The sequence below is a fragment of the Agathobaculum hominis genome, from assembly GCF_014288055.1.
GTDB classification, from domain to species: Bacteria; Bacillota; Clostridia; order Oscillospirales; family Butyricicoccaceae; genus Agathobaculum; species Agathobaculum hominis.
The window spans coordinates 115,193-132,171 of sequence record NZ_JACOPK010000003.1; the positions used below are offsets into that span (position 1 = coordinate 115,193).

Sequence of the window (16,979 nt, forward strand, 5' to 3'; positions counted from 1 at the left end):
AGTATGTGAGGGGACGGCCTTCTGCTGTATATAAAGTGTATCGGATGTGGTCTTGCTTATGAGCACAGCCCGCATTTTTCGCAGGCGGACGGGGTGGCGGCGCAGCCGCCGAGGGCGGTCTCGCGCAGCTCGAGCGGAATGCGGCGGCCGACAGCGTACATGGTGTCGAGCATTTCGTCGAACGGGATGAACTGGCGGATACCGGCGAGCGACAGTTCTGCGGCAACGAGGGCGTTCGCCACGCCTGCCGCGTTGCGGTTCTGGCACGGGTACTCGACCAGACCGCCGACCGGGTCGCAGACCAGACCGAGCATATTCATCAGCACGGTGGACGCCGCGTCGAGGCACTGCTCGGGAGAGCCGCCCATCAGCTCGACCGCGGCGCTCGCCGCCATGGCGGAGGCGACGCCGATCTCGGCCTGACAGCCGCCGACCGCACCGGCAACAGTCGCGTTGCGCATGGCGAGATAGCCGATGGCGCCGGCGTTGAACAGCGCGTCGAGCAGCCGCTCGTCCGACACCTTGTAGCAGTCCTGAAGCGCGAACAGCATACCCGGCAGCACGCCGGCGCTGCCCGCGGTCGGCGCCGCAACGATGAGGCCCATCGAGGCGTTGACCTCGAGCACCGCCATCGCATACTGCGCAGCCTTGTGCAGCACATCGCCGCAGATCGAGCGGCCCTTTGCATCGTGCTGCGCGAGCTTTTTCGCCTCGCCGCCGATCAGTCCGCCCATGGACTTGACGGGCGTTTTGAGCGGCGTCATGGCGGAGGCGCGCATGATCTCGAGCGCGTGCGTCATGCGGTGCGTGACCTCGTCGCGCGTGCTCTCGCCCAGCTCGCATTCGCGGCGGCGCATGATCTCGGAGATAGGGAGCTGCTGCTGTGCGCACAGCGCGAGCAGCTCGGATGCGTTTTTGAAATCCATAATCTGCTCTCCTCCTTACGGTTCGATGATCATGACGTCGCGGACGTTCGGGTTGTCGCGGAGCGGCTCCTCGATGCCCTCGGGGAAGCGGCCGTCCGACTCGACGATGGTGTAGGCGGTATGTCCCTTCGCCTCGCGGAACAGGCGCATGAACGCAATGTTTACGCCCTTGTCGCTGAGCACCTTGGTGATGTGCGCCACAACGCCCGGCTTGTCCTGCTGAACGACAATGACCGTGCTGTATTCACCGGTAAAGTCGACCTCGACGCCGTTGATGCGCGCGATGCGGCATTTGCCGCCGCCGAGCGACTCGCCGCGGATGGTCATGACCTGACCGGCGGCGTTCTCCATGCGGATGTCAACCGTGTTCGGGTGGACATCGGTTTCGGTCTCGCACGGCGTGAACGAATAGGCAAGGCCGCGCTCGGTCGCGATGGAAAACGAGTCGCGGATACGGGTGTCATCGGTCGAGAAACCCATGATGCCGCCGAGCAGGGCGCGGTCGGTGCCGTGGCCGTGGTAGGTTTTGGCGAACGAGCCGTACAGGGTGAAATCCGCCTTTTTGAGCGGCGGCGCGATCATTTTGTGCGCGAGATACGCGATGACCGCCGCGCCGGCGGTATGTGAGCTGGAGGGACCGATCATATTCGGTCCCAGCACATCAAAAACACTGATAAAGGACATAGGGGATTCTCCTTACCGAGCGGCGGATTTGCAGATAAACTTGCGGTAGATGGTCTCCACAATCACGCCGATGGCGTTGTCGCCGGAGACGTTGCAGGCGGTGCCGAACGAGTCCTGCGTGATGTAGAGCGCAACCATGATGGCGCAGATCGGGCCGCTCGGGTCGCCGGCCTCGGTGCCGAAGATCATGTACAGGAAGGGCAGGGCGGTCATAATGGAGCCGCCCGGAGCGCCGGGAGATGCTACCATGGCAATGCCGAGCGTCATGATGAACGGAATGACCGTGCCGATGGAGATCGGCAGCTGGTTCATCAGGCAGACTGCGGTCGCGCAGGCGGTGATGGTGATCATCGAGCCTGCCATGTGGATATTTGCGCACAGCGGAACGGTGAAGTTGCGGATCTCTGCGGAAACGCCGTCTGCCTCAGCGCACTGGAGGTTGACCGGAATGGTGGCCGCAGAGGACTGCGTGCCGAGCGCGGTCGCGTAGCCGGGGATCTGGTTGCGGATGAGGGTGAGCGGGTTCTTGCGGCTGATGAGACCGGCGATCACGAACTGGATGCAGATGCAGATCAGGTGCATGATGATAACGACGATGAATACCTTCCAGAGAATGCCGAGGATGGCGAAGGTCTTGCCGGACTTGGTCATGTCGGTGAACGTGCCGCAGATGTAGAGCGGCAGCAGCGGGATGATGACGTTGTGCAGGACGCAGTCGATGATGCCGGAGAAATCGGAAACGCCGTTGTAGAGCGTGTCGCCGATGGTCCTGCCGCGCAGGCTGGACATGCACAGGCCGAGCACGAACGCGAGCACGACGGCGGACAGCGTGTTCATCAGCGCCGGGATCTCCAGTCTGAAATACGGCTCGAGCGAGTTGCCGGCAGTCGCGGCGATCCTGTCGAGCGCGTCAGCGCTCATGAAATGCGGGAACAGGGTGTCGGCGACGAAGAACGAGGCCGAACCTGCGATCAGGGTCGAGCAGTAGGCGAGCGCGACCGTGATGAGCAGCAGCCTGCCTGCGCCGCTCTTGAGGTTCGCGATGCCCATGGTGACGTAGGCGAGGATCATCAGCGGAATGATGAACGACAGGAACTGGCTGAAGAACGACGAGAGCGTCACCACAAAGCGGCAGAAGCCCTCCGGCAGGAACTGGCCGAACAGGATGCCGATGATGATGGCGATGATGAGTTTGGGCAGAAGCCCGAGCTTGAACTTTTTCTTTTCTTCCATTTCTTTTCTCCTCCTTGATTTTGCGGCGCAGACCCCTCGTTATACTTCTCTGTCTGCTGCCGTGAAAGACTGCCGCGGTCTCTGCCGCATTTTGGGCACAAAAAAACCACTTATTTTCGGCAAAATGCTGTAAAATAGATGGCTGGGTTTGTGGACAAAGTGCAAAAGAGAAATTCTGTGGCAAACTTCCAAATTCCTTCTTGACCCGTTTACGAATTTAGTATATTCTGTTTATGCAATTAAGTCAAATTCATATATTCTATCATTTGGATTAAAATTATTTATAACAGACGAAGGGGAAAACACATGGAGATCCGTCAGCTTGCAACGTTCATCCGCGTGGCGCAGTTCAACAGCTTTTCGCGCGCAGCGGAGAGCCTCGGCTATTCGCAGTCGGCTGTAACCGTACAGATCCGCCAGCTCGAGGTTGACCGGGGTGTGTCCTTTCTGCCGTGGTACGCGGTCGAGAGCGGCGTACAGCAGGGCAGGCTGATCCGGCTGTCGGTCGAGGACTGCTATATCTCGCTCTACCGTCAGATCTTCTGCCACAAGGAGAAATGGCGCACGCGCGAGATGGATGAATTTGTGCGTGTCGCGAAGCTCGCAGACGAGTGAAAGCAGCGGGGCGGAGAGACCATTTTCCGCCCTTTAAAAATTTTTTGAAAAATTTCAAAAAAACTATTGACGAAACGACAAAAGGTCTGTATAATACATATTGTTCGCTGCGGTTGACACCGACGAACAACAACTTAACAAGATGGAGAGTTGGCTGAGTGGTCGAAGGCGCACGATTGGAAATCGTGTAGGCGTGATGAGCGTCTCTAGGGTTCAAATCCCTAACTCTCCGCCAGAAGTGAGCTGTAATCGAAAGATTGCAGCTCTTTTTGCATGCGGCGATAAAAACAGAAAAACCGCCCGGAAGGGCGGCAAATTGACAAGGAAAGTCGCTGCATGATATAATATGTGCGCCAGTATGAGACGGCAAGGTTATTCCCTCGAGTAAGGGGGTGACGCGCATGACAACAATGGAGGTACTTACACTTCTGATGCTGCTTGCGACGGTTATCTTCGGTATTTTGAACTACACGAAGAAATAGCCGCCACCTGAAAGGCAGCGGCGTTTTCCTCAAGCTGTAAACTTATGCAGGGGAACGACCGCACCGGCAAGTGAAAGCCGTTCTCATACCGGTATTATACTTCAAACGTTCCGGCTTTGTCAAGACAACACCGGGACGGTTTGCATTGTGACAAACCGAAAAGACCTGAGAGGTGATCGGGATGGGCTACATTCGCCGTCCTTCCTATTATAAAGACTTCCGCTGCATCGCGTCGGACTGCACGGAAAACTGCTGTATCGGCTGGGAGATCGACGTAGACGAGGATACGCTTGCGTACTATAAAAGCATCGGCAGCGACTTTTCAAGGCGCCTGTGCGCCGCGATCGCGCCGGCAGACGAGCAGGCGGGGGAGAATGCGCACTTCATTCTCGATGAGCGCGAGCGCTGTCCGTTCCTCAATGACAAAAACCTGTGCGAGGTATATCTGAACCTCGGTGAGGAGCACATGGCGCAGATCTGCACCGACCATCCGCGCTACTACGAGTGGTTCGCAGGCGGCCGCGAGGACGGCGTGGGTCTGTGCTGCGAGGCGGCGGCCGAGCTCATCCTGCGCCGCAGAGACCGTCCGGAGTGGGATGTGACCGGCGAAGCGGACGAGGAGCCGGATGAATTCGAGCAGGCGCTGTTCGCGATGCGCGACCGGCTGTTCGCCATCATCAAGCCGGAAACGCCGGTTTCCTTCGATGAAAAGCTGGACCGGCTGCACCTTGCCTGCTGTAAAATGCAGAACGAGTATGACGACCTGCTGTTCCCTGTGGAGGGGGACGCCGAATACGCAGACGAGGAGGACGAGCCGTTCCGCTGGTCGGCCATGTTCTGGTCCGAAGCGTGCCTGAAGGCGCTGACCGAGCGTTTTATGTCTCTGGAGATCAACAAGGACGACTGGCGCGGACTGCTTGCAGACGTACACGCGCGTATCCCCGAGCTGCTCGCGCGCCGCGCGGATTTCCTTGCCGCTTATGCAGACCGGCTGTATGAATATGATGAGCTGCTCGAGTATTTCGTCTACCGCCACTTTATGAAGGCGCTGGGCGACGATGTGCTGATCGAAAAGGTGCAGTTCGCGCTCATCTGCACGTGCTTCATCCAGCTGCTCGGCATTTACCGCTGGCTGACCGACGGCAGGCTGACCCATTGGGAGCAAATCTGCCTGTGCAAGGCCTGCTCGCGCGAGATCGAATACAATGAGGACAACGTAGAGGCCGTTTCGCGGTTTCTGACGATGGATTAAGTAGATGAAATCCCCTGCATCGAAACGCTGTGAGCGCCGGTGCAGGGGATTTTTGTCTCATGGGAGCGCATCGAGCACCGCGTCGGTCAGATGAACGGGCGACAGACCGCACTCCGTGCAGCGCTGCGCGAACGCGCGGATAAATTCCTCGTCGCATGAAACATCCGAAAGCGTCAGAAGCGGCACCCATCCGCGTCCGGTCTCGGTCTCCGCACGCAGTCCAAAGGTCGTATAATGCCCGAGCAGAGCGGAAAAACAGTTTTCCTTTACCGGAAGATAACGGCATGTCTGCATGAAAATCCCTCCTTTTCTCCATCATACGCCATGCAGAGCGCGAAGGGGCGCGAACGCTGTCGAACAGAAAAATTTTCGGAAATTTCATGAGAGATTGACCGAATGAGGTCAATTTTCGCGGTTTCCGCGCTATGGGTAGAGGGATCTTCGGCGACGGGAGGTGAAAGCACATGACGACCGAGGTGATCATCGCAGGCATGAGCCTGCTCGGGACGCTCGCCGGCTCATTCGGCGGGATTTACGTTTCGGGCAGCCTGACGCAGTACCGTCTGCGTCAGCTCGAGGAAAAGGTGAACCGCCATAACAACCTGATCGAGCGCACATTCAGGCTGGAGCAGGAATGCGCCGTGCTCGAGGAACGGGTGCGCGCGGCGGACCGGCGGATCGACGGACTGGAGGAGGAACAGGCATGAACTGGAAGGTAAGAATGAGAAATCCGTGGTTCTGGGTGGGCATCGTGAGCGCGGTCGTGAGCGCGCTGCGCGTGGATGTGAACGCACTGACGAGCTGGGGAGCGGTGTGGAGCTGCCTTGCCCGCATTATCGAAAACCCGGTGCAGCTCGGAACGCTGTGTCTGACCGTGCTGAGCGTATTCATCGACCCCACGACCGCCGGTCTGGGAGACAGCGCCCGTGCGCTGACCTACAGGAAGCCGGCCGATTTCTAAAGAAAACGCCATCGCTCGAGAATGTTCTCTCTGCGATGGCGTTTTGTTTACCTGTCGCGCAGACGGAGTGCGAGTGCAGGTCTGCGCGTCGTGATATTGCGGACGCCCTGTTTGAGGAACCAGTCGAGGAAGATCTCCTCGTTGACCGTCCAGGCGGAAAGGGCGATACCGCTGTCCTTCAGCGTTTCGATGAAGCGGCGCGTGATGAGCACCTGATTCATGTTGACCGTCGCGATGCCGTGTTCGCGGCAGACCTTCGTGATGATCTCGGCGGCGGTCAGCTCGAAATCCGGGATGTTGCGGTAGTTCAGGTAAAGATCGGGGACGTATTCCTCGATGTTGAGGTAGACCTCAGCGCAGTCATGCAGTTCGGGATGCGCGGCGAAGATACCCACGTCGACCGAGCCGGATAAAATAAGTCGGCCGGACATGCCGCATTCTGCGGCGAGCGCCGCGACAGCCGGTTCAAGGCCGCGTTCCTTGAGGTCGCAGTTGATGCGCACGCCGGGCTTTGCGGCGGCGAGGGCAAGCACCTCGCGCAGCGTCGGCGCGGTATGGTCGGCGGCATCGTGGCCGAGCGCGAGCGTTCCGTCCGCAAGGCGGCGCACATCGACCTCGAAGGCGTCGACTGCGGTCGAGAGCGCATATTCGACGCAGGCAAGGCTGTTGTCGGGCGTGCCGTCCGAGCCGGAATGCGCAGTGATCTGGATGTTATCTGACATGGAAAAACTCTCCTCCCACGGGAAAATCAAAGCGTGAGAGCGAGATGCTCACACACTCTATTATAAGCCCGAACCCGGCCTCGGAACAAGTCTGGAGCACGCGATTTTACGATAATTTTGCGGAAACGGAATTGTCAGTTTCCCGCGCTGCCGCGCGCCCTTCACCTCTTTCGCGCGGCAGTGCGCATAAAATAGAATTCGCAAGGCAAATTCATCAAAACCGGGGGCGTGTCTGGGGCAACACCACACAATTGAAGCTGCGGCGCTTTGCGGAAATTTTGCACCCTGATTGCGTTGCGATTTCTTGCAATACGTAAGTATTGCTGCAAAACCGCGCCTTATCAGAGCACAAAATTTGCTCGCAAATCGCTCTTGTTCAATTGTGCGGTATTACCCTCGGTTTTGATACCCCGACTCAGCCGCCGGGGGCGGCGTCGTTCGGGTATTTTTTGCCGGTTTCTTCGGAACCGGCAAAAAAATATAGGGGGCTTTTGAAGCCCCCTATAAAGCGTAAGCGTTTTACTGCTCCCAGTCCTTCTCCTTGAGGTTGGTGTAAATATACACGCCTGCGGAAACCGAGCAGAGCAGGAACATGATGACCGACAGCGCGGCCGAACGGTTGTAGGCCAGATACTTGTTGAACTGGTCGAACAGCGCGATACCCAGCATCTTCGGGGAGTTGCCGCCCATCAGGTACGGGGTAGTGAACGAACCGACGTTGGTCATGAATACGAACGTGCCTGCGATGATGACGTCCTTGAGGGACAGCGGCAGGATCATGGAGGTGAATACCTTGAACTTGCCTGCGCCGACATCACGAGCAGCCTCGATGATGCTGTCCGGGATCGCGCCCAGACCGGCGGTGATCATCATTGCCGCAAACGGAATGTTGAACCAGAGGTTCATGATGATCATGCCGTTTGCGTGGTACATCAGACCGAGCTTGAGGTCCATGCCGAAGTGCAGACCGATGCGGTTGATGAGACCGGAATCGCGGATGATCGTGATCATGGCGTAAACCGCGCACATCGCCGGTACGAAACGCGGCAGGAGGTACAGCGTGCCGATGCTCTTTGCGATGCCCGAATGGACGAAGCGCAGATAGAGCGCGAGCAGGTAGGCGACGACCAGCGCGATAACGACGGTCGCGATAACGACGAACAGCGTGTACAGGATGTTCATGCGCTGTGCCGGCTCGGTGAAGAAGTAGGCGTAGTTGTCCAGCGTGAAAGCGCCGGTCTTTTCATCCTGAAAGCTCTGGATGACAGCGGAAACGATCGGATAGGCAACGGTCAGCATAACGACGAGAAACGCCGGCAGAACCAGTGCATAAGCGACCAGCTTTTGCTTCAGGGTTTTACTCATTTTATTATCCCCTCGTATCTAAGTTCATGCGTGGCTTCAAAAGCACGGGCTTCAGGTCGGGGCGGCCCCGGAGGACCGCCGCGATCACAATGTGCTTTTTAGCCGATGGAGCCGATCTCGTTGTCCCAGCGCTCGTTGAACTGAGTGCCCAGATCGCCGATGGACAGGATGCGGAAGTTGGAAACGTCCAGACCCTGGAGATCTTCATAACCGGTCATATCCATTTTGCTGGTGTCGATCAGCGGGATAGCGGCCATGTCGTTGACCATGATCTGCTGTGCCTGCTCGGAGAGCATGTAGTTCATGAATGCGTAAGCGCCTTCCTCGTTGGAGCCGAAGGTCGGGATGGTCAGAGTCTGCAGAGAGCCGGTCAGAGACGGTTCGATCTGGGTGATCTTGATGGAGTCCTTGATGGCGCCCTGTGCACGCTGGCTCAGGACCATGTCAGCCCAGTTCGGGCACATGTCGATCTCGCCCTGGTTGAGCAGGTCCAGAGTACCCTGGTTCTTGTTCGGGTAAACGATGGAGCCGCCGGACTTGTACATGTACGGATGGATGGACTTGAGGAACTCGAAGCCCTTGTCCCATTCGCCGACCCACTTCTCGTCGCCGGAGGTGATAGCCTCTTCTGGCAGGAAGTTGTAGACCGAGGTGCGAGCGAAGGAGTCGCCTGCGCCGCCGGTGCCGGGAGCGTTGTAAGCGAAGCGGCCCGGATTCGCCTTCATCCATTCGACCAGCTCGTCCATGGTCTTGGGCGGGTTCGGAACCTTCTCGGAGTCGTAGGCAAGGATAACGGTGGTGCCGCGGTACGGCTGAGCGTAATCCTGCGCGACCGCGCTCTTCGCCTCAACAGATGCAGCGTTCGGGATCTTGGACTTGTCGAGCTTTACGAAGGACTCCTCGCCGATCTTGGACATGATCTTCGCCAGGTCGTCACCGCTCCAGTCGACGATGTCGTAGTCGGTGTTGGTCTGGCCTGCCTTGCCGGCAGCTGCTACCATGTCTGCGAGGCCCTGCGCGCCGGTACCGGAGAGCATGAACTGCAGCTCAACCTGATACTGATCCTTGTATTCGGAGTTGGTGTTGAAGTCCTCGGTCAGCTTCTCGAAGATGGAGCGGACGTTGTCCGAGCCGGTCGCCCACAGGGTAACGGTGGACTTGCCGCCCTCAGCCTTGGAGTCGCCGCCTTCAGCCTTGGAATCGCCGCCGCCGCAGCCGGTGAGGGCTGCCGTCATCATTGCTGCTGCAAGGAAGATCGAACCTAATCTCTTCAGTTTCATTTGTACATTCTCCTTTTTCTCTTATACATACTCTAAGGGGATCGACAGGGGCGTGAAGCTCACCCGGTGTCTACTCATTCAGGCGCGTGACGCGCGGTTTTCCCGATAAAGGATGTTGTGGTCGAAGTTTACTTGTCGAATACGGTGTGCTTGCCGATGTGCATGCCGACGGACTGGCCGACGGACAGCTTCTCGCTGATGTCGCGGTCGACGAAGCACTTGATAACGTTTTCGCCGTGCTGGACGTTGACTACTACGTAGTGGCCGAGGACCATGATGGTGCGGACCGTGCCGGTGAAGTCGCCCGAGCCGTCGATGGAAACGGTGACGTCCTCCGGACGGACGGCGATGGTCTTGTCGCCCTTGTCGATGAAGTTCATCTCGCCGATGAAGGAGGCGACGTGACGGGTGGCCGGTTTGTCGTAGATCTCGGTCGGGGTGCCGATCTGCTCGAACTTGCCCTTGTTCATAACGACGATGCGGTGGGAGAGGGACATGGCCTCCTCCTGATCGTGGGTTACGAATACGACCGTGATGCCGAGGTCGCTCTGGATCTTCTTGAGCTCCTCGCGCATCTGCTGGCGGATCTTCGCGTCGAGCGCGGAGAACGGCTCGTCGAGCAGGAGCAGCGAGGGCTTGAGGAGCAGGCTGCGCGCGATGGCGATGCGCTGCTGCTGGCCGCCGGACATCTGGTTCGGATACTTCTTCTCGCAGCCGCTCATGGATACGAGAGCGAGCATCTTCTTGATGTCTGCGTCGATCTCAGCCTTGGGCACCTTGCGGAGCTTGAGGCCGAAGGCGAGGTTTTCGTAAATGGTCATGTGCGGCCACAGGTTGTAGCTCTGGAATACCATTGCGGTCGGGCGCTTCTCGGGGGGCAGGCCGATGATGGACTGGCCGTCGATGGTGATGTCGCCGCTGGTAACGTCGAGAAAGCCGCCGATGGTGCGCAGGATGGTGGTCTTGCCGCAGCCGGAGGGGCCGAGGAAGGTGACGATCTCACCCTCGTAGATATCGAGGTTGATGTGCTCGACGCCGTCGCCGTTGTCGTACTTTTTGGTCATATCCTTGATCTGGAGCTTGATCTTACGTTCGCTCATGGGTTATATATCCTCCTGTATTTCGATGGCAGATGCTGCCTTATTTCATCTTGAAGCCGCCGGAGATCGCTTCCGGACCGATGTACTTGCGCATTGCGAAGATCATGAGTGCGGACGGGATGATCAGCAGGATGGCAAATACCGCGCCGATCTGGACCGCCGAGGAGTCGAGCACGATGCCGTACATCGCGACCGGCATGGTCTGAACCTTGGCCATGCCGACGAGCATGGTGCCCTGCGCTTCTTCCATGGAGCCGAGGAAGGTGTAGAGCGTTGCGACCGAGATGCCCGGCATTGCCATCGGGAGCGTTACCTTGAAGAAGGTGCGGATCGGGCCTGCGCCGACATCGCGGGCAGCCTCTTCCTGCTGGCGGTGTACCGCGCGGAACGCGCTCGACGGGAGCCATACCATGAACATCATGGAGTTGATCATGTGGATGATGACGACGCCGGTGTAAGTACCCATCAGGTTGTACTTGTAGAACAGGACCGCGATGGAGGTGTAGATGCCGAGCTTCGGGAATGCGTTGGTCAGCAGGAAGGACAGCATGAACATCTTGCGGCCGGGATACTTGAAGCGTGCGATGGAGTAGGCCGCCGGGATACACAGGATCATGGAAACACCGGTGGTGATGATCGCCACGATGAAGGACTGTGCGATCGAGGAGACCAGACTCTTCTGGCTGAATACGTAGCTCCACCATTTGAAACCCCACTGCTGCGGAAGGATGGCCGGAGCCTGATACTCGTTTGCGAAGGCGAGCATCAGCATATTGATCATTGGTCCGTAGAAGAACAGGATGAACGCCGCCAGCAGGATAAACTCAAGAAACTTGCGTCTGCCTACCGCATGGTAGAAGCGTTTTGGATTGAGCATTTTGAACATTGAATTCTTACACCCCTTTTTTCTTTCGCCTGCCCGGAAAGATGCTCTCTCTTTCATCGACCGGAGCCGGCACCACTCATTTCGGAACGCGCTGTTTCCCCCGAAAAGGACAAAAAAACAGCCAGATATAACACACGACAGTTCTTTCCCACCCGGAAAAGTACGCCCATGTTACTCTGACTCAAATCTCTGAAAGCAACATTCCTTAACCTTGACCTCAGTATAGCACGCCCTTCGGGGGTGTGCAAGTGCAAAATCGCAAAAAGCTGACTTTTTACACAAATCTAACATAATGCGAACATGAGTTTTATACAAAATGACGAAGAAAAAGCGCCGCACACGGTTCCGCACGTAAGATCAGCGGAGTGAAATTTGTGCAGATTGACTGAGCTGCGCCTGCCGTACGGAGCGCCGTCTGTGCAGCATCACCGGGGCGGTTGCAGTTTTGCCGCGAGATATGCTATAATGAGGATATCATTTCGATGGACCCCAAAAAACGAGGCGCAGCGGCAGCCGCGCTGATGGAGGATAAAAATGGAGCACAAGAGAGAAAAAATGGTGGACGCGCTGCAGGACTGTCCGGTGATCGCCGCGCTCAAGAGCGATGCCGGTCTGGAAAAGGCGGTCAGGAGCGACTGCACGACCGTATTTTTTCTGTACGGTACGATCCTGAACATCGCCTCGCACGTCGAGCGGGTCAAGCAGACGGGCAAGATCGTTTTTGTTCATGCCGACCTGATCGAGGGTCTGACCGCGCGGGACATCACCGCGGATTTCATCGCGCAGAACACACAGGCGGACGGCATCATTTCGACCCGCCCGAACATCATCCGCCGGGCAAAGGCGCTCGGCCTGCTGACCATCCAGCGCTTTTTCCTGTTCGACTCGCTCTCGTTCGAAAACGTGCTGCGCCAGAGCTCGAACGCGGACGCGGTCGATCTGCTCCCGGGCACCATGCCGCGCGTGCTCGAGCGGCTGAAGCCGCAGATCCGCCAGCCGATCATCGCGAGCGGTCTGCTCGCGGACAAGCAGGACGTCGTCGCGGCGCTCTCCGCCGGCGCGCAGGCGGTCTCGACGACAAAGCCCGAGCTGTGGGAGATCTAAATACTGTCGCAAAGCTGACGCTTTGCCGACAATATGTGTTCTGACTTCGCAGAACACGGACGGAGAAAAGTTCCTGTGCAGAAACTTTTCTCTCTTTCAGAGTAAAAAAACCGAGGCGCATGTCCCCGATTTTTTTGCGTTTGCAGGCAAACGCTTTTCATGCGCGCTGACGCGCGAAAACGGCAGGTAAAAATTTTTGCCGCCCTTTTAGCGATTCTGCGCAAAAGAAATCCCTTGCAATCTGACAGAAGCTGTGCTATATTGAGAATAACGAAAGTGAATATGTATGTTTGCTTGGAGATTAGAGTCAAAGTAAGCCGTTGCCGCAGAGCGAAAGCACTGCGGTGTGGTTGCTTTGGCTTTTTTTTGTTGGGAAAATGGAGGGAAAAGTATGTATGATGTAACCATCGTGGGCTGCGGCGTGGTCGGCGCATCGCTTGCCTATACGCTCTCGCAGTACAGGCTGCGCGTGCTCGTGCTCGAGCGCGAGAACGACGTTGCCATGGGTACGACCAAGGCCAACAGCGCCATCGTTCACGCGGGCTACGACCCGGAGAACGGCACGCTCATGGCAAAGCTGAACGTTCGCGGCTCGGAGCTGATGGAGCAGCTGTGCAGCGACCTGTCGGTCGGCTACAAGCGCATCGGCTCGTTCGTTCTGGCGTTTGACGAGGAGCAGAAAAAGCATCTCGAGCACCTGCTCGAGAATGGCGTCCGCAACGGCGTGCCGGGTCTGCGCATCCTCGACGCAGAGGAGGCGCACGAGATGGAGCCGAACCTTGCGGAAAACGTTGCCGCAGCGCTGTACGCACCGAGCGCCGCGGTCATCGACCCGTGGGGGCTGTGCATCGCAGAGGCGGAGACCGCCGTGCGCAACGGCGTTGAGCTCAGGCTGAGAAGCGAGGTCACCGGTCTGGAGGACAAGGGCGGCCATGTGCTCGTACATACCAAATCCGGCGATTACGAAACAAAGGTCATCGTCAACTGCGCCGGCGGCTGGGGCGGCGATATCTGCGCGATGACCGGCGAGACCGAGTGGGAGGCGCAGCCGTCGCGCGGCGAGTATTATCTGCTCGACAAGTCGAGCGGCAATCTGGTCAGCCACGTTATCTTCCAGTGCCCGAACAAGCTCGGCAAGGGCGTCCTCGTTTCGCCCACTGTGCACGGAAATCTGATCGTCGGCCCGAACGCAGTCGATGTTGACGCGCCGGACAGCAGGGAGAACACGCTTGCAGGCATGGACTTTGTCGCGGAGACCAGCCGCAGGAGCGTTCCGTCGATCGATTTCCGCCAGTCCATCCGCAATTTTGCAGGCGTTCGCGCGAACACGAGCGAAAGCGACTTCATCATCCGCCCGGCGAAGAATATGCCGCGCCTGCTGCATATTGCCGGCATCAAGTCTCCCGGCCTGTCCGCAGCGCCTGCGATCGCAGAGTATGCCGCCGGTCTGCTGGAGGACATGGGCATCGTCCTCGAAAAGAAGGACGAGTGGAACGGCAGACGCGAGCAGATCCGCTTCAAGCAGCTCTCCGACGAGGAGAAGGCGGCTCTCATCGCGAAGGACCCGCGCTACGGCCGCATCATCTGCCGCTGCGAGACCATCACCGAGGGCGAGATCGTCGCCGCGATCCACTCTCCCATCACGCCCTGCTCGCTCGACGGCATCAAGCGCCGCGCAGGCTCGGGCATGGGCCGCTGTCAGGGCGGCTTCTGCGGCCCGCGCGTGCTGGATATTCTCGCGCGTGAGCTCGGATGCAGTCCGCTCGACATTCAGCAGGACGGCGACGGCACCTTTATTCTGATCGGCACCACCAAGGGAGGCACACTGGCATGAAATATGAACTCGTGATTATCGGCGGCGGCCCGGCAGGCCTGTCTGCTGCAAATGCCGCATGGGAAGCAGGCTGCCGCTCGATCTGCATCGTCGAGCGCGACCGCGAGCTGGGCGGCATCCTCAACCAGTGCATCCACAACGGCTTCGGTCTGCACTATTTCAAGGAAGAGCTGACCGGCCCGGAGTATGCCGGCCGCTTTATCGACATGGTAGGCCAGACCGGCGTGGACGTCCGTCTGGACGCCATGGTGCTGGACATCACCCCGGACAAGCACGTTCACATCGTCTCCTCCGAGGGCGGCTATGAGGACCTTGAGGCAAAGGCCGTCATCCTCGCGATGGGCTGCCGCGAGCGCACCCGCGGCGCGATCGCCATCCCGGGCACCCGTCCGGCAGGCGTTTTCACCGCCGGCGCTGCACAGCGCTACCTTAATATCGAGGGCTACATGGTCGGCAGGCGCGTCGTCATTCTCGGCTCGGGCGACATCGGTCTCATCATGGCGCGCCGCATGACGCTCGAGGGCGCGAAGGTGCTCGCCTGCGTCGAGGTCATGCCGTATTCCGGCGGTCTGACGCGAAACATCGTGCAGTGCCTCAATGACTTTGACATTCCGCTTTATCTCTCCCACACCATTTCGGACATTCAGGGCAAGGACCGCGTGGAGCGCGTCGTCGTTTCCGAGGTCGGCCCGGACCGCCGTCCGATCCCGGGCACCGAAATGACCTTCGACTGCGACACGGTCCTGCTGTCGGTCGGTCTGATCCCGGAGAACGAGCTGAGCCGCGGCGCGGATATTCAGATGGACCCGCGCACGAACGGCCCGGTCGTATACGAAAACATGGAGACCTCCATTCCGGGCGTGTTCGCCTGCGGCAACGTGCTGCACGTACATGATCTGGTCGACTTCGTAACCGCCGAGGCGGCGCGCGCAGGCAGGGCTGCCGCTGCATACTGCGCAGGAAAGCAGACCGCCGAGGGCAGGACGCTCGACATCAGGAACGGCAGTCTCGTCGGCTACACCGTGCCGCAGCACGTTCGCATGGACGCCGACTTCACGGGCGTAGACGTATTTTTCCGTGTCCGTGCGATCTGCGGCGCGAGCCGCATCGCGGTCAGGGACGAGAGCGGCGCACAGATCGCGTCCTTCCGCCGCGAGCATATGGCGCCGGGCGAGATGGAGAACATCAGACTGCCGCGCGTCCTGCTCGAAAAGGCACAGGGCGCAGTCACGGTATCGGTTGAGGAGGAACAGGCATGACCAGCATTATCTGCATTACCTGCCCCAAGGGCTGCCGCCTTTCGGTGGATGAAGAAAACGGCTATAAGGTAACGGGCAACGGCTGCCCGCGCGGCGAGATCTACGGCAAAAACGAGCTTCAGCACCCGGTCCGCGTCATCACCTCGACCGTTAGGATCGAGGGCGCTGCGGTGCCGCGCCTGCCGGTCAAGACCGACAAGCCGCTGCCGAAGGAGAAGATGTTCGAATGCATGCACCTGCTCGACAGCATCACCGCGAAAAGTCCGGTCAGGATCGGAGACCGGCTCGCAGAGCATATCCTCGGCACGGACGTCAATATCGTCGCGACAAAGGCGTTGTAAAACGGCACTTTTCAGGTCTGTAAAAAAATTTGCAAAAAAGTTTACGCAAACGTTTGCATTCTTGTTAAGAATATGTTAATATAAATATACTCAATGACGGATGAGCACAGGGCGCATGTTTTGCCGGGCAGCAATGCCCGAACGAACCATGCGCCGGTGTTTATTTTCATTTTTTCAGAAAGTGAGGCGGACGTCAGTGAACGGAGTAATTCCATATCTGCGTGAAATGAATTTTGTGTCGGTGATGTTCCGACTTATACTTGCCATGGTGTGCGGCGGCATGATCGGTCTGGAGCGAGGGCGAAAACGCCGGCCTGCCGGTTTCCGAACATACATGCTCGTGTGTCTGGGCGCGGCGCTGACCATGCTGCTCAGTCAGTATGAGTTTGCGATGGTCATGGGTCCGTGGAATGGCATTGCGCAGGAGCTTGGCATGAAGACCGACGTTTCGCGCTTCGGCGCGCAGGTCATCAACGGCATCGGCTTCCTCGGCGCGGGCACCATCCTCGTCACCGGCCGTCAGGAGGTCAAGGGCCTGACCACGGCGGCAGGTCTGTGGGCGTCGGCCTGCATGGGTCTCGCCATCGGCGCAGGCTTTTATGAATGCGTTGTGCTGTGCACGGTGCTCATCTTCCTGTGCATGCGTTTTCTCCCGGCGTTTGAGAATTACCTGGTCGAGAGAGCGCGCTTTATCAACATTTATGTAGAATTCCGCTCTCTGGATGACCTCGGCTCGATCATCAGCCGCATCAAATCACAGGGCGCGCGCATCTGCGACGTGGACATCAACCGCGGCCGCACCGAGCGCTCGATCAATCCGAACGCGGTATTTGCCATCCGGCTGCAGCAGAAGCAGCCGCATACGCAGGTCCTCACGGCGATTGCCGCGCTGGACAGCGTATACACGATCGACGAAGTCTGAAAGGGGGGGACGA

The 16,979-nt window shown here is 58.5% G+C and carries 18 protein-coding genes and 1 tRNA gene; 10 read left to right on the forward strand and 9 right to left on the reverse strand.

Annotated features, from left to right (window positions below; translation table 11 throughout):
* Positions 1 to 56 precede the first annotated feature (56 nt).
* Genes sdaAA through H8S02_RS04045 form a run of 3 tightly spaced genes read right to left on the reverse strand, consistent with a single transcriptional unit; the run spans position 57 to position 2,843 of the window.
* Positions 57 to 926, reverse strand: coding sequence for an L-serine ammonia-lyase, iron-sulfur-dependent, subunit alpha (gene sdaAA / locus H8S02_RS04035; RefSeq protein ID WP_186969411.1), 870 nt, complete (start codon positions 924 to 926; stop codon positions 57 to 59).
* A 15-nt stretch (positions 927 to 941) separates the two neighbouring features.
* A complete protein-coding gene (sdaAB, locus tag H8S02_RS04040; protein ID WP_118685965.1) occupies positions 942 to 1,610 on the reverse strand; it encodes an L-serine ammonia-lyase, iron-sulfur-dependent subunit beta in 669 nt (222 codons plus the stop codon).
* 12 nt (positions 1,611 to 1,622) lie between these two features.
* Complete coding sequence (locus tag H8S02_RS04045) at positions 1,623 to 2,843, reverse strand: dicarboxylate/amino acid:cation symporter (protein WP_186969412.1); 1,221 nt, start codon at positions 2,841 to 2,843, stop codon at positions 1,623 to 1,625.
* Between the two features lie 306 nt (positions 2,844 to 3,149).
* On the opposite strand from H8S02_RS04045, the gene H8S02_RS04050 reads away from it, so the two are divergent.
* The 3 genes from H8S02_RS04050 to fliB all read left to right on the forward strand — a co-directional run bounded on the left by H8S02_RS04050 (position 3,150) and on the right by fliB (position 5,192).
* Entirely contained in the window at positions 3,150 to 3,458 is a 309-nt protein-coding gene (locus H8S02_RS04050; protein WP_186969413.1) for a LysR family transcriptional regulator, read from the forward strand.
* Between the two features lie 144 nt (positions 3,459 to 3,602).
* Positions 3,603 to 3,693: transfer RNA gene (locus H8S02_RS04055), tRNA-Ser, on the forward strand.
* 428 nt (positions 3,694 to 4,121) lie between these two features.
* Positions 4,122 to 5,192: a flagellin lysine-N-methylase gene (fliB, locus tag H8S02_RS04060; protein WP_186969414.1), complete on the forward strand. Its 1,071-nt coding sequence runs from the start codon at positions 4,122 to 4,124 to the stop codon at positions 5,190 to 5,192.
* Between the two features lie 57 nt (positions 5,193 to 5,249).
* Here the strand turns inward: fliB and H8S02_RS04065 are convergent, their stop codons facing one another.
* A complete protein-coding gene (locus H8S02_RS04065) occupies positions 5,250 to 5,486 on the reverse strand; it encodes a hypothetical protein (RefSeq protein WP_186969415.1) in 237 nt (78 codons plus the stop codon).
* Between the two features lie 170 nt (positions 5,487 to 5,656).
* Here H8S02_RS04065 and H8S02_RS04070 point away from each other — a divergent pair, with 170 nt between their 5' ends.
* The gene (locus tag H8S02_RS04070; RefSeq protein ID WP_186969416.1) at positions 5,657 to 5,899 is read left to right on the forward strand and encodes a hypothetical protein; all 243 of its coding nucleotides are present in this window, start codon (positions 5,657 to 5,659) and stop codon (positions 5,897 to 5,899) included.
* Complete coding sequence (locus H8S02_RS04075) at positions 5,896 to 6,153, forward strand: phage holin (protein ID WP_186969417.1); 258 nt, start codon at positions 5,896 to 5,898, stop codon at positions 6,151 to 6,153. The genes H8S02_RS04070 and H8S02_RS04075 overlap by 4 nt, the downstream gene beginning before the upstream one ends.
* 47 nt (positions 6,154 to 6,200) lie before the next feature.
* Here the strand turns inward: H8S02_RS04075 and H8S02_RS04080 are convergent, their stop codons facing one another.
* The 5 genes from H8S02_RS04080 to H8S02_RS04100 form a co-directional block, all read right to left on the reverse strand.
* A complete protein-coding gene (locus tag H8S02_RS04080; RefSeq protein ID WP_186969418.1) occupies positions 6,201 to 6,875 on the reverse strand; it encodes a glycerophosphodiester phosphodiesterase in 675 nt (224 codons plus the stop codon).
* Between the two features lie 519 nt (positions 6,876 to 7,394).
* Positions 7,395 to 8,240: an ABC transporter permease gene (locus H8S02_RS04085; RefSeq protein ID WP_186969419.1), complete on the reverse strand. Its 846-nt coding sequence runs from the start codon at positions 8,238 to 8,240 to the stop codon at positions 7,395 to 7,397.
* Between the two features lie 98 nt (positions 8,241 to 8,338).
* Entirely contained in the window at positions 8,339 to 9,520 is a 1,182-nt protein-coding gene (locus tag H8S02_RS04090) for an extracellular solute-binding protein (RefSeq protein WP_186969420.1), read from the reverse strand.
* Positions 9,521 to 9,648: 128 nt separating this feature from the next.
* The gene (locus H8S02_RS04095; protein ID WP_186969421.1) at positions 9,649 to 10,620 is read right to left on the reverse strand and encodes an ABC transporter ATP-binding protein; all 972 of its coding nucleotides are present in this window, start codon (positions 10,618 to 10,620) and stop codon (positions 9,649 to 9,651) included.
* Between the two features lie 40 nt (positions 10,621 to 10,660).
* Positions 10,661 to 11,497, reverse strand: a complete 837-nt coding sequence (locus H8S02_RS04100) for an ABC transporter permease (RefSeq protein WP_330601925.1) — start codon at positions 11,495 to 11,497, stop codon at positions 10,661 to 10,663.
* A gap of 543 nt (positions 11,498 to 12,040) precedes the next feature.
* Between H8S02_RS04100 and H8S02_RS04105 the strand changes: the two genes are divergently transcribed.
* From H8S02_RS04105 to H8S02_RS04125, 5 genes are all read left to right on the forward strand, one after another.
* Positions 12,041 to 12,610, forward strand: a complete 570-nt coding sequence (locus tag H8S02_RS04105) for a glycerol-3-phosphate responsive antiterminator (protein ID WP_186969423.1) — start codon at positions 12,041 to 12,043, stop codon at positions 12,608 to 12,610.
* A 391-nt stretch (positions 12,611 to 13,001) separates the two neighbouring features.
* On the forward strand, positions 13,002 to 14,444 hold the full coding sequence (locus H8S02_RS04110) for an NAD(P)/FAD-dependent oxidoreductase (RefSeq protein WP_186969424.1): 1,443 nt from the start codon (positions 13,002 to 13,004) through the stop codon (positions 14,442 to 14,444).
* Positions 14,441 to 15,703, forward strand: a complete 1,263-nt coding sequence (locus H8S02_RS04115) for an NAD(P)/FAD-dependent oxidoreductase (RefSeq protein WP_186969425.1) — start codon at positions 14,441 to 14,443, stop codon at positions 15,701 to 15,703. The genes H8S02_RS04110 and H8S02_RS04115 overlap by 4 nt, the downstream gene beginning before the upstream one ends.
* The gene (locus tag H8S02_RS04120; protein ID WP_186969426.1) at positions 15,700 to 16,044 is read left to right on the forward strand and encodes a DUF1667 domain-containing protein; all 345 of its coding nucleotides are present in this window, start codon (positions 15,700 to 15,702) and stop codon (positions 16,042 to 16,044) included. Before H8S02_RS04115 ends, H8S02_RS04120 begins: the two co-directional genes overlap by 4 nt.
* A 226-nt stretch (positions 16,045 to 16,270) precedes the next feature.
* Positions 16,271 to 16,966: an MgtC/SapB family protein gene (locus H8S02_RS04125; RefSeq protein ID WP_407926393.1), complete on the forward strand. Its 696-nt coding sequence runs from the start codon at positions 16,271 to 16,273 to the stop codon at positions 16,964 to 16,966.
* Positions 16,967 to 16,979 lie beyond the last annotated feature (13 nt).